Origin of the sequence: Pantoea allii (assembly GCF_002307475.1) — a bacterium.
Taxonomy (GTDB): domain Bacteria; phylum Pseudomonadota; class Gammaproteobacteria; order Enterobacterales; family Enterobacteriaceae; genus Pantoea; species Pantoea allii.
Genome location: NZ_NTMH01000053.1, coordinates 32,148 through 46,421, shown reverse-complemented (window position 1 = coordinate 46,421; position 14,274 = coordinate 32,148). Strand labels below are relative to the sequence as shown.

Sequence of the window (14,274 nt, the reverse complement as noted above, 5' to 3'; positions counted from 1 at the left end):
TGGAGCAGACGGGCCATGCCGATAGCGTTGCGGACGTTGCCCAGGCAGCAGCCAGGTCATTTGGCGCTGTACGTACCTGCGGCCGGGTCAACCCGCGATCCGGAACGCCCTGCCGTCGCATTAATCACGTTTCATATGGTTAATATTATTTTATCTATCATAAGGTTAATCATCACCACCTTCACTTCTGCGGATTATTTACACCCCTGTTTTAGCTCAATGTTATTTATTTCTATATCCACTGGTCAGGTTACGTCTTTTTAATCACTCAAGTTATTTTTATACATTTCGGCAAAAAGATAACCCATTTAATAATGATTTCTATTTACATTTTATGTCTGATAAAATTCGCCGCGCCAGAATGTTAAAAGCACGCAGTCTCATTTTATTGATGGACAAAACAAATGAAAAAAATGCTTAGCCTGTTGAGTTTTATTTTCCTGACGACGAGTTCCGCCTGGGCAACCACTTATCCTCTGACGATTGAAAACTGTGGTCAGAAAGAAACCTTTACTAAGGCCCCCGAACGCGTGGTGGCGCTTGGGCAGAATACCGCTGAGATTCTGCTGTTGCTGGGGCTACAGGATAAAATGGTTGCCAGCGCATTCTGGCCGACCAAAGTCTTACCCCAGTTAGCGGAACAAAACGCCAAAGTGCCGGTACTGACGGTGGAGATCCCCACGCTGGAGTCCATCCTGGCGAAGAATCCCGACTTTGTTGCCGCACAAATTCAGTTGCTGATGGGGCCTAACAGCAAGGTTGCCAAACGTGAAGACTTTGAGTCAGTGGGGGTGAATACCTATCTGTCTCCGGGCATGTGTGCCACAAAACAGAACACCGGCGACATTTACGGTAGCCGTGCCACGCTGTGGAATATGTCCTACGTTTATGAAGAGATTGCCGATTTTGCCAAAATCTTTAACGTAGAAGATCGCGGCCAGCAGGTGATCAACGACTTCAAAGCCCGCGAAAGCGCCCTGAGAAAAGCCTTCCCGAAAGGCAAAAAAGATCTCTCCTTCCTGTTTTGGTTCTCCAGTTCCTCGCCGTCTGCCGATGCTTACGTGGGCGGTAAAAACGGCGCATCGGGTTTTATTGCCAATGTGTTAGGCGGTCATAACGCGATTACGACGGAAACCGAGTGGCCGACCGTGAGCTGGGAAAGCATTATTGCCACCAATCCGGATGTCATCGTGGTCACCAGCCTTGACCGTAACCGCTGGAAACTGGATAACGCCGAAGAAAAGATCAAGTTCCTGAAAAGCGACCCGGCGGTCAGCCAGCTGGATGCCGTGAAGAAAGGCCATATTGTGGTGATGGACGGTCAGGCGATGAACCCGACGATCCGGACAATTTATGGTGCAGAACAGGTTGGCGAACAGTTACGTAAGATGGGCCTGAATTAATGCGTGAAGAGGTTGTGCTGGTGCGACGTAATGTGAGCTTTATTGCTATCGCGCTCATCGCCATCGTCGTGCTGTTTGTCGTTATCGCGCTGGGCGTCAGCGTGGGCGAACTGTCGATACCGTTGAAATCGGTGATGTACACCGTGACCAATAAACTGGGTATGACGGATGTGCCCGTTAATCGCATTCATGAAAGCGTTATCTGGGATTTCCGTTTAAGCCGGGCATTGGTTGCGGCGCTGAGCGGTGCGGGCCTGGCCATTTGCGGCGCCGTCCTGCAGAGCCTGTTGAAAAATGCGCTGGCCGAACCCTATGTGCTGGGCGTTTCGGCTGGCGCATCAACAGGTGCGGTGTTGATCGTGGTATCGGGCGTCGGGGCCGGCGCCATCTCGCTGTCTCTGGGTGCCTTTACCGGTGCCTTTGCCGCTTTCGCGTTTGTTGCTCTGCTGACCAACGGCGCGCGCGGCGGAACAGAACGTACCATTCTGGCCGGTGTGGCGGCATCGCAGCTCTTTAATGCCATTACCGCTTACACTATCAGTACCTCGGCTAACGCCCAACAGGCACGTGACGTGATGTTCTGGCTGCTGGGCAGCTTTAGTGGCGTGCGCTGGCCTGAGTTTCAGTTGGTTCTGGTGATTGTGCTGATCGGCTTAGCGGTCTGCCTGTACTACTCCCGCGCGCTGGATGCCTTTACCTTTGGTGACGACGCAGCGGCCTCGCTGGGTATTCCGGTCGGCGTGGTCCGTCTGGTGCTGTTCACCGCGACCGCCCTGATGACCGCCACGATTGTCAGCATGGCAGGCTCGATCGGCTTTGTAGGTTTGGTCGTTCCCCATGTGATGCGCTTCTTTTTTGGGCCGCTGCACAGCCGGTTGCTGGTGGCCTGTGCCATTGCAGGCGCAATTCTGATGGTGCTGGCGGATATCGCATCGCGCATGTTGATTGCGCCACAAAGCCTGCCGGTTGGCGTAGTTACCGCGCTGGTCGGCGTGCCTTTCTTTGCAATTATTATTTATCGCTCCAGGACGCAATAATGAGCATCAGCGCGCAAAACCTTACCTGGAAGGTAGGAAAAAAAATTATCGTTAACGATGTCTCCCTGGCGGTGTCACCGGGTGAAACCGTGGGTTTGCTGGGGCCGAACGGCTCCGGTAAGTCGTCACTGTTGCGCCTGCTGGCTGGCCTGCGTAAGCAACATAAAGGCAAGGTACTGCTGGATGGCAAAGATCTGTCATCCATTGCCAGAAAGCAACTTGCCCGTCGCGTTGCCTTTGTGGAGCAACATGCGTTAACCAGCGCCAATATGACCGTACGTGACGTGGTAAAACTGGGTCGAATCCCGCATCATTCGCCTTTTTCCAGTTGGACACATCAGGACGACGAGATAGTCGAAGCCGCACTGAAGCGCGTGGATATGTGCTCACGCTGCGATCAGGGCTGGCAAAGTCTTTCCGGCGGGGAGCGGCAGCGCGTGCATATCGCCAGAGCGTTAGCGCAGGCACCCAATGAAATTCTGCTTGATGAACCCACTAACCACCTGGATATTCACCATCAACTCCAGTTGATGAAGCTGATCAGCGAACTTCCGGTTACCAGTATTGTTGCCATCCACGATCTGAATCATGCGGCACTCTTCTGTGATCGGCTGATTGTGATGCTGGAGGGGGAACTGATTGCCCAGGGATCGCCAGATGAGATCCTGACCGAATCCCTGCTGTGGGAGGTGTTCAAGGTCAGAACTAAAATTGAGTCATCGCCAGTGCATGGCAAGAAGCATATTCATTACTATGCCTGACGCCGCGCTGCGCTGCGTTTTTAAATCTGTGTCACCGTTACCGCCGCGCCTCCAGGCTTATGGACGTCGGCTCTGCCAGCCAGCCAGTTTGTCTTTGCTATCGGCTTCTATGCGCGGGTGCCCTTTCTGGCGCTCTTTCTGCGTAATGATATGCGCCTGTCGGGCAACCTGAGTGGATTGCTCCTGGGGCTGCGCACCTTCGTGCAACAGGGGATGTTTCAGGTCGGGGGCGCTGCGCTGATCGAGAATGTCATGATGGGCAACCCGCTAAATGCTGTGCTGACGCCGTCTCCAGAAGCCACTCCGGCCGGGTTACAGCTGGCTGGTTTTCCTTTTCTGAGTGCTGTCGCCCTGCTGATTATTTGTCGCCCATTAAAGAATAAAATGCAGGCCAGATCGCACCGCGCATTTTATAAGAACAGAGATAAGATGTATTAATTATTAAAGGATGAACCATTTGCAGGATTTACGTCCTGGCTCTTTTTTTAATAAGCCACTGTTTTCCAGCTTCAGTAACCAGTTTCTCGCGGCATAAATAGACATATCACATTCATCCGCAACGTCCCGGGTCACAATGCCTTCAGCCTGACGTTTAATCAGGCACATCATCACGTCTTTCATTTTGGGTTTTCTTTCCGTTTCCTGAAGCTGATTCCATTTCGCCTCACACTGAATTTTATATGCTAAATTTTTCATCGCTGGCTCCGTATAAAGGTCAAAACCTGACTTCATTGAAGAAATTAAACGCCCGGATAAGATCGCCTGTCTGTAACAGCAACAAACCTCACTGACGGCAATCTTACCGACGGCTTAATTTAACAATGACGCCAAAGGACAACCACAAACACTTAAACGAGACCAATATTAGATACAAAATTCTAATTTTATAAATAAATACAAAACTATCATCTGCAAAAGATGACATGAAGCTCGCGCAAGGCGCACCAGAAAAGCAAAAAAAGCGCGCACTCAGGCGAACGTGCCGCATTTTATGCAGCCCGCTATAACGTGCACGTCCGGTAAATCAGTTAGCGTGTATGGCAGACAATGAGCGGTAAAACGCGCGTGCCAATTAATACCGCATCATCCATATCGGTTATTTTGGTGATATAGAGGTAAGAAAAATCAGTATTCAGGACGTTAGCAGGCACATTATCCCGCAGGCCCCGGTGGACGGTGAAATGATTGAGTTTATAAAGAAACTGGATATAGGGAGAATACTGGAACTCCGCATTACGTCTTAATACGTAATCTTTACCGTTTTTATGCACGGTGCCATCAACGGAGACCATTGCCTCGCCTGAATAACGTAGCGTCAGCACAAAGCTGGCATCCAGATGAAAGTCGGTCGTCGCATCGCGCTGTTGTAAATTGGCCGCACAGGTAAATTCAAACATTTCACTGTGCGATTTAACGTAGTAATAGCTGACATAAACCAGCAAGCCCACTAAGACAGTTATCAGACCCAGCAACGAGGCAAGGCGTTTTTTACGGATTGTCATTGTCCGGCCTCCATCCCAGCTCTGTATAATTTGAGCATGCTATTTTTTTGTTCTCTGTTCTGACGCAGTAAGAGACATACATGTTGCCAGGGTGTCCGGCCATAACATTCCTGTCGGCATAAAACATATACCGACCACCCTTCTGACAGGCCATCTGGCTACTCGCAATTATTTTGCGCCACACCGCTTCAGTCGGAAACGTCGATTCTCCAGGGTGAACCGGGAGATAAAACACATCACAGCCGTTAAGTTGGCCGACGCTGATGGGCGTCATCGTCTTTTCTCTTATGAGCTGCGGGAGCAGAAATCCAGCCCCCACCAGCACCAGGATGCCGAAAAACACCCAGTAACGACGCGCGTTGCGGCGTGTAACCGGTAAGGAGGCGGGAGGAATGTCCTCCGGGGAAGACTCAGGCTGGATTTCCGTTTTGTGGATACGGATAACCGGATTAAAAACGAACCCCACTTTGTAGACGGTGGTGATCGCCTCCTGATCGATGCCAAGAGAGGACAACCCACGCCGTATTGCTGAAACGTAAGCATTCAGGCTGTTAGAAGATGGCGTTGCGCCCGTTTCTTGCCAGAAGTTATCCAGAATCTGTTCCCGGGACAGCACGACGCCGGAGCTTTTCAGAAACATTTCCAGTAAATGGTTGCAGGCCGGCGATAACGGCACGCTGGTTTCGCTGGAATCCACCAGACACAGCAAACTCTGAGCCGGTATATACCGAACCAACTCATCAATCACATACTCTGTCTGTTGCATTCTGTCCTCCGGCAACAAACAGCGTGGATAACCCATAAAAAACACATACGTGGCAACGAACCTTTATCTGCTCAGGGAAAGACGCGCAATTATTCGCTGTAGAGCACCATGCCCGAACGATAAATGCGTATTCAGATACAGCAGCCTTATCGTCGTGAAGACCAACACGGCATGTTAACGACCCACGCCCGCTGTGGTGGACGCGGTATAGCAGATATCGGCTTACCTGAAGATTCCCCGACGCTGGGGCGGTGAATTTTTTGCAAATTGTATCAGAGAAATCCGACGGGAGAGAGGGAATGACTAACGGCTGGTTTACATTTATGGCATCGCTTTTGATAAATTGATCCATAACAACGTGTGCAATGCAGAAAAACGTGGGGATTTTGCGGGAAGACAGGTGGATGCCTGGGCGAAGCGTTGCTGACATCCACCTGCGGTTAATTAGGTTATGGGTTTACTGCTCGCTGGGGAATTAGTACCAGCGCCCAAAACGTTTGATATAAAACATTTTCATGCCCTGCGCCACCAGGCAGTAGCTCAACAACGTCAGCACCAGCCAGGGGAAATAGTGCCATGGCAGCGGCACTAACCCGACCATAGCGCCAGGCGAAGAGAATGGCAGCAGAATACCGGCGGCGGAAATCCCCACGGTGGTCAACAGCACGGGTAACCGGGCACAACTCTGAATAAACGGGATTTTCTGCGTACGTAGCATGTGCACCACCAGCGTCTGTGACAGTAAGCCTTCAACAAACCAGCCGGACTGGAACAGCGACTGTGCACCCGCATGATTCGCGCCAAACACATACCACATCAACGCAAAGGTCGTGACATCGAAAATGGAAGACGTTGGCCCCATCCACAGCATAAAGCGTTTGATGTTACCGGCATCCCATTTGCGGGGTTTACGCAGAAACTCGCGGTCCATTTTATCCCAGGGCAACGCCAACTGAGAGATGTCATACATCAGATTCTGAATCAGGAGCTGAACAGACAGCATGGGCAGAAAAGGAATAAACGCACTGGCAATCAGCACGGAGAACACATTGCCAAAATTTGAACTGGCCGTCATGTTCAGGTACTTGATGATATTGCCAAAGGTTTCACGCCCTTTCAGCACGCCCTCGCCCAATACCGCTAAGTCTTTTTCCAGCAAAATAATGTCCGATGACTCTTTGGCGATATCTGTCGCGCTGTCGACCGAGATCCCGACATCCGCCTCGCGCAGTGCGGGCGCATCGTTGATCCCGTCGCCAAGAAAGCCGACGGTGTGTCCATTTTGCTGCAGCAGTTTAAGCACACGTGACTTCTGCTGAGGCGTGAGTTTGGTAAAAATCATGCAGCGTTCTACGTCCCGACGCAGTTCGTCGTCACTCATGGCGTCGATGTCGTTGCCGGTCAGCATGGCTTCTGAAGCCAGCCCGATTTCCTGACAGACACGCATTGTCACTAACGGGTTATCGCCAGTAAGCACTTTGACCTTAATCCCGCTGTCTTTCAGCGCCTGGATTGCCTTGCCCGCGCTCTCTTTTGGTGGGTCCAGAAACGTCAGCATACCTTCAAGGGTTAATTCGCACTCATCATCGCGGCACAGCGGCAGCGATATTCCCTCCTCGCGCGTAGCGACCAGCAGCACACGAAAACCCTGCTGATTGTAATGACGGGTCAGCGCTAACAACGCTGCACGCTTTTGCTCGCACAGTGGAATTGTCGCATCGCCCTGGCGCAACGAGGTCGCCGCTGCCAGCATTTCTTCTACCGCGCCTTTGCAGATCAACAGCGGACGATGGTTATGCAGATCTTCCACCACCACCGACACACGACGGCGGACAAAGTCAAAGGGCAGCTCGTCGACTTTCTGAAACTGACTGCACGCGGCTTTAGACAGGCTTTGCTCGCCAAATTTCAGTACCGCGCGATCCATTAAATTTTTTGCCCCACTCTGGCTGCTGCTGTTAAGCCATGCCAGCAGCAAGACTCGTGCATCCTCTTCGCCGTTGCCGTTAAGGTGCGCCGACAGCAAAATATTGTCCTGCGTCAGCGTGCCGGTTTTATCGGTACAGAGCACATCCATTGCTCCCAGGTTCTGAATGGCGTTCAGGCGTTTAACAATGACCTTGCGGCGTGACATGGCAATGGCGCCTTTTGCCAGATTGGCACTGACAATCATGGGCAGCATTTCCGGCGTCAGACCCACCGCGACGGCCAGCGCAAACAGCGTGGCATCCATCCAGTCACCTTTGGTAAAGCCATTAAGCAGTAAGACGATCGGCACCATCACCAGCATAAAACGGATGAGGAGCCTGGAAACGCTGTTCACACCGCGGTCAAATGACGTTTGCGGCCGGCGACCAGACAATGAAGCCGCCAGCGAACCAAACCAGGTTTCACTGCCGGTGGCGACGACCAGCGCTCTGGCCGTGCCGCTGGCAACATTGGTCCCCATCAGGCAGCTGTTTTTGAGTTCAAGTACGCTGCGACCGGGTTGCTCTTCGATCTCCACGCCAGCGCTGAGATCGTTTTTTTCCACAGGCAAGGATTCACCGGTCAGGATCGCCTGACTGATAAACAGATCGCGTGAGGTCAGCAAGCGTACGTCAGCCGGCACCAGATCCCCCGCGCTCAGTAAAATGACATCGCCTGGCACCAGTTCGCGCATATCAATATCGTAGCGACGGGAGATGGCACAGCCCTCTTCCCGACGCAGCACGGTGACCTGAGTGCGAACCAGGGATTTCAGTGCCTGGGCCGCGCGATTGGTGCGAAACTCCTGCCAGAAACGCAACAGCCCGCTGAGCGTAACCATGGTCAGAATAATTATCACGCCGGAAAGATCGGTTTCCTCACCGGCACGTAACGGCAGCCAGTAATCCGTTATCCCGCTCACCAGCGCCAGTACCATCAGCACATAAATAAACGGATTATTGAATGCCGTAATCAACTGGATAAACGCAGAAGGCGCTTTCTCGTGCACGACTTCATTCCGGCCATAGTCGCCGAGTCGCGCTTTGGCTTCTGCGTGCGTCAGTCCTTCATAGCTGCTGTGCAGATTGCTGAGCGTCACATCGGTGCGATGGCGTGCTTCGCGCTCGATGGCATAAGGTGTTTTTGATTTTTTTACTGAACGTTGCGCGTTATAAACCCTTGCGGCTTGTTCGATTTTCATGTCGCTCATGTCGACATCTCCCTGATTTAAAGCAACAGATATCCTGCATGCGTAATAATGCATGCCCGGTTTTCCGGTGATGACCGGTTTATTTAAGGCGTCCGCCTTTCAGGACAGATGAATAATTCCCGCCGCGCAGCCGTAATATCAGGCCGCCATAGGTCGGACCTTGCGAAATAAACGCAAAGCAAAGGAAGACGAAATGTGAAAGGGTGCGCAGCCCGCAGCTACGCCTGTCGAGGCGGAGGAAAAAGTGCCAGAATATACATCAACATAGCGTGCTCTCGCGGTGACTACAGCGTTTATTTTAAGGAGAGCAATCGAAACCTACAGAGGGGATTGCTGCCCGCCAGGTGGCAAGCAGCGAAATGCAGTTAGCTTGCCGGAGTTAAATCGTATTTAGGGTGACTGTCCAATGTATGACTCCTGCAACTATTTTGACGTAGTATAAACGCCGCACCCGGCGGGTAAAGGAAAATAGCCGTTTAACCGGCGTTTCGTTTATTAATCGTTTCTGTTACACCCTGCGATTTTCATTTCGTCTTATAACCGTCCTGCATTGGTTATAACTTTTTTGCATATCATTAGCCCATAATGGACTATTCTTTGCATGAGCCCTTTCGTACACTCGCGTTACTTTCTCAGGCAAGGATTTTCCATGAAAAAAATAATTCCATCACTACTGGCCTTGTCACTGGCCACCGCCTTTAGCGTAAACGCTGCCACACCGAAAGACACGCTGGTCGTGGTTCAGTCGACCGACGATGCCGACAGCTTCGATCCGGCTAAAGGATTTGAACTCACCAGCGTACAGGCTTTTACCAACATTTATCAGCGCCTCGTTCAGTCCGATCCGCAAAATCCGACCGACTTAAAACCGACGCTGGCAACCTCCTGGCAGCCAGGCAGTGACAACCGCAGCCTGACGTTTGCGTTACGTAAAGGCGCGACGTTTTCCAGCGGTAACCCGCTGCGTCCGGAAGATGTGATCTTCTCGCTGGGCCGTGTTGTGAAACTGAATCTTGATCCCTCCTTTATTCTTACCCAGCTTGGCTGGAACAAAGATAACGTGGATGGCTTCCTTAAAAAGGTCGATGACGACCATGTGCAAATCAGCTGGACTGCCGACGTCAGCCCGGCCTACGTACTGAGCCTGCTCTCTGCCCCGGTCTCCTCCATTGTGGATGAAAAGACCGTGACGGCACATGCCACCAAAGGCGATTTTGGCAACGGCTGGCTGGCGACCAATTCCGCCGGGAGCGGCCCGTACCAGATCCGCAAGGTAGTCATGCACCAGGCCGTTATCCTGACCGCCAACCCGACGTCGCCGGCGGGTGCGCCAAAGATCAAAAATATTCTGATTAAGAACGTGCCGGAACCGGCTGCCCGTCGTTTACTGCTTGAGCAGGGTGATGCGGACATTGCCCGTAATCTGGGCGCAGACCAGATCGCCTCGCTCAAAGGCAAAAGCGGCGTGACCACCGAAGCCTTTCCGATGGCCTCGCTGTATTACATCCAGTTCAACGTGGGCAACAAAAACAATGCCGCGCTTAAAAACCCCGCCTTCTGGGAAGCGGCACGTTACCTGTTCGACTATAAAGGCATTGCCGGTCAGTTGCTGAAAGGACAGTTCGATGTTCACCAAACATTTCTGCCGAAAGGTTTTCTCGGTGCGCTGAACGATACGCCTTACAGTTACGATCCTGAAAAAGCGAAAGCGATTCTGAAAAAAGCGGGCCTGACCAACGTCAGCTTCACCCTGTCCACCAGCAATCAGCCACCTTACCTCGACATCGCGCAGGCCCTGCAGGGCAGCTTTGCCAAGGGCGGCGTGAAAGTCGACGTGTTACCGGGGCTCAGTTCTGAAGTCTCGACGCGCGTAAAAGCGCATAACTACGAAGGCACGCTGAATGCCTGGGGCGCGGACTACTTTGATCCCAATACCAACGCCGCGTCCTTTGCCTATAACCCGGAAGATGGCAGCAAGACGATTGCTTACCGTTCCGACTGGCATATCCCGGAGCTGAACAAGCAGGTTCTGGCGGCGACCGCCGAGAGCGATCCGAAAAAACGCGTTGCGCTCTACCAGGCCATGCAGCGTGAAGTGCTGAAAAGCTCCCCTTATGTGATTGGCCTGCAGGCGAAAAACCTTATCGCCCTGCGCGACAATCTCAAGGGCTACGTTCAGGGCATCAACCCGGACATGGTTTACTATTCGCAGGTTACGAAGTAATGGCACACTCTGCCTCTTCTGCCGGGTCCTCCCGGCATATTTGGCGGCGCGTTGGCCGCCTTTCATCAGGCTTACTGTCGCTGGTGATCACCCTGCTGGGGTTACTGGCGTTCACCTTTATGCTGTCGCATCTGTCCCCTATCGATCCGGTACAGCAGATAGCAGGCGATCATGCCAGCGAAGCGACCTATGCGCAGGTGCGTCACGACCTTGGGCTGGATCAACCGGTACTGATGCAGTTCTGGCACTACGTCGAGCATCTGTTGCGCGGCGACCTTGGGGTTTCCCGTCTGACCAACCAGCCGGTCAGCAGCGACCTGCTCCAGACGTTTCCGGCAACCATTGAGCTGGCCACCTGCGCGATGATTTTTGCCGTGGTGTTTGGCGTTTTGCTGGCACTGCTGGCCGCCTGGAAACCCGGCAGCGTGATTGATAACGTCGCCCGTTTTATCTCTCTGCTGGGTTACTCCGTGCCGGTCTTCTGGCTGGGCCTGCTGGGCCTGTTGCTGTTTTATGCGGTGCTGCACTGGTCTGCCGGGCCGGGGCGACTGGATGATATCTGGGCCTATACGCTGGAGCCGAAAACCGGCTTCGTGCTGATTGACAGCTGGCTGTCAGGTGACCGGGAGATATTCTGGAACGCCGTAGCGCACTTATGGTTACCGGTAGTGATCCTGGGTCTGCTGGCGATGGCAGGCATTACACGGTTGCTGCGCGCCGCGCTGCTGGAAGAGAGCAGCAAAGAGTATGTGGTGCTGGCGCGTGCTAAAGGCGCGGGCCGGGTGCGTATTCTGCTGCGTCATATCTTCCCTAACGTGCTCGGCACGTTGATTACCGTGATTGCCCTCTCTTACGCCACGCTGCTGGAAGGCTCGGTCCTGACGGAAACCGTGTTTGCCTGGCCCGGCGTGGGACGCTACATGACCAATGCGCTTTTCTCTGGCGATGTGCCGGCGATTTTAGGTGCCACCTTACTGATCGGCGGCTGCTTTATCCTGATTAACGCGCTGGCGGATGCCCTTACCTGGTTAACCGACCCGAGAACACGATGACGCAACAACTCACTGAACTTGAAACGGTGCGACCACGCCGCAGTCGCCGCCGGATTACCTCGTTAACCATTGGGTTAACGCTGGTGGCTATTGTCATTCTGATGGCACTGCTGGCCCCGCTGATCGCGCCGTACGATCCGAATCTGCAAACCATCTCCAGTCGGTTGCTGCCGCCTTCGGCTGCACACTGGTTTGGTACCGACGGTTTTGGCCGCGACCTGCTGTCCCGGGTGATTTATGGCGCGCGTCCTACGCTGCTGCTGGTCTCGTTAATTCTGATCCTGACCATTCCGGTCGGCTTACTGGTGGGGATTACCGCCGGTTATGTAGGCGGCTGGACCGAGCGCGTGTTAATGCGCATTACCGATATTTTTCTGTCGCTGCCCAATCTGGTGATTGCACTGGCGCTGGTCGCGATAATGGGGCCGGGACTGATGAACGGCGCGCTGGCGCTGGCGCTGACCAGTTGGCCGCCGTTTGCCCGTCAGGCGCGAGCCGAAACGCTGTCCCTGCGGCGCAGTGACTATCTGGCCGCCGCCCGTATGCAGGGAATTACCGGTTTTCGCCTGATGTTCGGCCATATTCTGCCACTGTGCCTGCCCACGGCGGTGGTGCGTGCCGCACTCAGCCTGGGCGGGATTATCCTCGCCGCAGCCGGACTGGGCTTCCTGGGCATGGGCGTGCAACCGCCTACCGCCGAGTGGGGTTCCATGGTGGCAGAAGGCAGTAAGGTGATTTTTGACCAGTGGTGGGTGGCTGCCGCGCCCGGCGCGGCCATTCTGTTTGCCAGCCTGGCCTTTAATCTGACAGGCGATGGCCTGCGTGACCGACTGGATACCCGACATGCAAAATAACATTCTTGTAGAGTCGCTGAGCATCCGCAGCGACGACGCGACGCTGGTGGATAATATCAGCTTCGCCATCGGACGTGAGCGCGTGGCGCTGGTCGGTGAGTCCGGTTCCGGCAAATCACTCACTGCGCGCACCTTGATGGGGTTACTGTCGCCATCGCTGCATCTGCACGCCAGCCAGCTGCAGGTCGCCGGTGAAAATGCCCTGACCCTGAATGAACGTAGCTGGAGTAAGCTTCGTGGCGATCGGGTGGCCATGGTGATGCAGGACCCCAAGTATGCGCTGAATCCGGCGCGGACGATCGGCTGGCAGGTTGAAGAACCGCTGATTCTGCACCGCCGTCTGAGCCGTGCAGAACGGAAAGAAAAAGTCTGCGATATGCTCAACGCGGTGGGTTTGCCGGACCCGCGTGCGCTGATGCAGTTTTATCCGCACCAGCTTTCAGGCGGAATGGGCCAGCGCGTGATGCTGGCGATCGCCCTGATTACCGATCCTGCCTTTTTGATTGCCGATGAGCCTACCTCCGCGCTGGATCACGCCATGCGCGATCAGGTGCTGGCGCTGATCCGCCAACTGGTTGAATCCCGCAATATGGGCCTGCTGCTGATCAGCCACGATCTGCAACAGGTGTCAGAACACTGCGAGCGCGTGATGGTGATGTACAAAGGCCGGGTACTGGATACGCTGCCTGCTGCCGACCTGCCTCAGGCGACACATCCTTACACCCGCACGCTGTGGTCATGCCGTCCCAGTAAAGCGACACATGGACAACTGCTGCCGGTGCTGGACCGTGCAGCGCTGGAGGCCAACAACGATGATTAATCTGCATAACCTCAGCGTGTCACACAAACAGGGTTACGATCTTCGCACCGTGGTGCACGACGTGAATCTTCAGGTGAACGCCGGTGAGTGCTTTGGCCTGGTCGGCCCGTCCGGCTGTGGTAAATCGTCGCTGCTGTGGGTCATGGCGGGGCTGAATCCCCACTGGCAGGGGGAGATGCAGCTGGCGGGACATCCGGTGCTGCCGGGCAACACCTTTACCGGTGCGCTGCGTCAGGAAGTGCAGATGGTGTTTCAGGACCCTTACGCGTCCCTGCATCCTCGCCACCGCCTGCGCCGCACGCTGGCTGAGCCGCTAAAACTGCTGAAGCGGGATAACATTGCGGATCGTATTCATGACGGATTTCGCCATGTGGGTCTGGACCCGGCATTAGCCGATCGTTATCCTCATCAGCTGTCCGGCGGCCAGCGTCAGCGCGTGGCGATTGTTCGCGCCCTGCTGCTGCAACCCAAAATACTGCTGCTGGATGAGCCGACGTCAGCACTGGATATGTCAATACAGGCTGAAATCCTCAATCTACTTAACGATCTCAAGCGTCAGGATGGCCTGACCATGGTTCTGGTCAGCCACGATCCCGATGTGATTGACCATATGTGTGACCGTGCCGTACGCATGGCGCAGGGGCGGATCGTTGAGCACATTGCCGCATCAGCCTAAC

At 54.0% G+C, this 14,274-nt stretch carries 13 protein-coding genes and 1 pseudogene; 10 read left to right on the top strand and 4 right to left on the bottom strand.

Going from position 1 to position 14,274, the window contains the following annotated elements; all coding sequences use genetic code 11:
* The first annotated feature begins 404 nt into the window (after positions 1-404).
* From eitA to CMR03_RS23010, 4 genes and pseudogenes are all read left to right on the top strand, one after another.
* Complete coding sequence (eitA, locus tag CMR03_RS23025) at positions 405-1,403, top strand: siderophore ABC transporter substrate-binding protein EitA (protein WP_096012752.1); 999 nt, start codon at positions 405-407, stop codon at positions 1,401-1,403.
* Positions 1,403-2,440 carry a FecCD family ABC transporter permease gene (locus tag CMR03_RS23020; RefSeq protein ID WP_063880664.1) on the top strand — a complete coding sequence of 346 codons (1,038 nt, stop codon included), beginning with the start codon at positions 1,403-1,405 and terminating at the stop codon, positions 2,438-2,440. Before eitA ends, CMR03_RS23020 begins: the two co-directional genes overlap by 1 nt.
* The gene (eitC, locus tag CMR03_RS23015; RefSeq protein ID WP_096012751.1) at positions 2,440-3,201 is read left to right on the top strand and encodes a siderophore ABC transporter ATP-binding protein EitC; all 762 of its coding nucleotides are present in this window, start codon (positions 2,440-2,442) and stop codon (positions 3,199-3,201) included. Before CMR03_RS23020 ends, eitC begins: the two co-directional genes overlap by 1 nt.
* Positions 3,202-3,225: 24 nt before the next feature.
* A pseudogene (locus CMR03_RS23010) lies at positions 3,226-3,435 on the top strand (hypothetical protein); the annotation flags it as partial.
* Positions 3,436-3,642: 207 nt separating this feature from the next.
* On the opposite strand, the gene CMR03_RS23005 reads toward CMR03_RS23010, so the two are convergent.
* The 3 genes from CMR03_RS23005 to CMR03_RS22995 all read right to left on the bottom strand — a co-directional run bounded on the left by CMR03_RS23005 (position 3,643) and on the right by CMR03_RS22995 (position 5,469).
* Positions 3,643-3,897: a FaeA/PapI family transcriptional regulator gene (locus CMR03_RS23005; protein WP_063881235.1), complete on the bottom strand. Its 255-nt coding sequence runs from the start codon at positions 3,895-3,897 to the stop codon at positions 3,643-3,645.
* A 332-nt stretch (positions 3,898-4,229) separates the two neighbouring features.
* Positions 4,230-4,703 carry a hypothetical protein gene (locus CMR03_RS23000; RefSeq protein WP_096012750.1) on the bottom strand — a complete coding sequence of 158 codons (474 nt, stop codon included), beginning with the start codon at positions 4,701-4,703 and terminating at the stop codon, positions 4,230-4,232.
* On the bottom strand, positions 4,690-5,469 hold the full coding sequence (locus CMR03_RS22995; RefSeq protein WP_096012749.1) for a winged helix-turn-helix domain-containing protein: 780 nt from the start codon (positions 5,467-5,469) through the stop codon (positions 4,690-4,692). The genes CMR03_RS23000 and CMR03_RS22995 overlap by 14 nt, the downstream gene beginning before the upstream one ends.
* Positions 5,470-5,592: 123 nt before the next feature.
* Between CMR03_RS22995 and CMR03_RS25775 the strand changes: the two genes are divergently transcribed.
* On the top strand, positions 5,593-5,724 hold the full coding sequence (locus CMR03_RS25775; protein WP_255474508.1) for a hypothetical protein: 132 nt from the start codon (positions 5,593-5,595) through the stop codon (positions 5,722-5,724).
* A gap of 220 nt (positions 5,725-5,944) precedes the next feature.
* On the opposite strand, the gene mgtA is transcribed toward CMR03_RS25775, so the two are convergent.
* Positions 5,945-8,647: a magnesium-translocating P-type ATPase gene (gene mgtA, locus CMR03_RS22990; protein ID WP_096012748.1), complete on the bottom strand. Its 2,703-nt coding sequence runs from the start codon at positions 8,645-8,647 to the stop codon at positions 5,945-5,947.
* Between the two features lie 649 nt (positions 8,648-9,296).
* On the opposite strand from mgtA, the gene CMR03_RS22985 reads away from it, so the two are divergent.
* Genes CMR03_RS22985 through CMR03_RS22965 form a run of 5 tightly spaced genes read left to right on the top strand, consistent with a single transcriptional unit; the run spans position 9,297 to position 14,273 of the window.
* Complete coding sequence (locus CMR03_RS22985; RefSeq protein WP_063880670.1) at positions 9,297-10,871, top strand: ABC transporter substrate-binding protein; 1,575 nt, start codon at positions 9,297-9,299, stop codon at positions 10,869-10,871.
* Entirely contained in the window at positions 10,871-11,923 is a 1,053-nt protein-coding gene (locus CMR03_RS22980) for an ABC transporter permease (RefSeq protein ID WP_063880671.1), read from the top strand. Before CMR03_RS22985 ends, CMR03_RS22980 begins: the two co-directional genes overlap by 1 nt.
* Positions 11,920-12,777 (top strand): ABC transporter permease, encoded by an 858-nt coding sequence (locus tag CMR03_RS22975; protein WP_063880672.1) that lies wholly within the window; start codon positions 11,920-11,922, stop codon positions 12,775-12,777. The genes CMR03_RS22980 and CMR03_RS22975 overlap by 4 nt, the downstream gene beginning before the upstream one ends.
* A complete protein-coding gene (locus tag CMR03_RS22970) occupies positions 12,767-13,597 on the top strand; it encodes an ABC transporter ATP-binding protein (RefSeq protein ID WP_063880673.1) in 831 nt (276 codons plus the stop codon). The genes CMR03_RS22975 and CMR03_RS22970 overlap by 11 nt, the downstream gene beginning before the upstream one ends.
* Positions 13,590-14,273: an ABC transporter ATP-binding protein gene (locus CMR03_RS22965; RefSeq protein ID WP_096012747.1), complete on the top strand. Its 684-nt coding sequence runs from the start codon at positions 13,590-13,592 to the stop codon at positions 14,271-14,273. Before CMR03_RS22970 ends, CMR03_RS22965 begins: the two co-directional genes overlap by 8 nt.
* Position 14,274 lies beyond the last annotated feature (1 nt).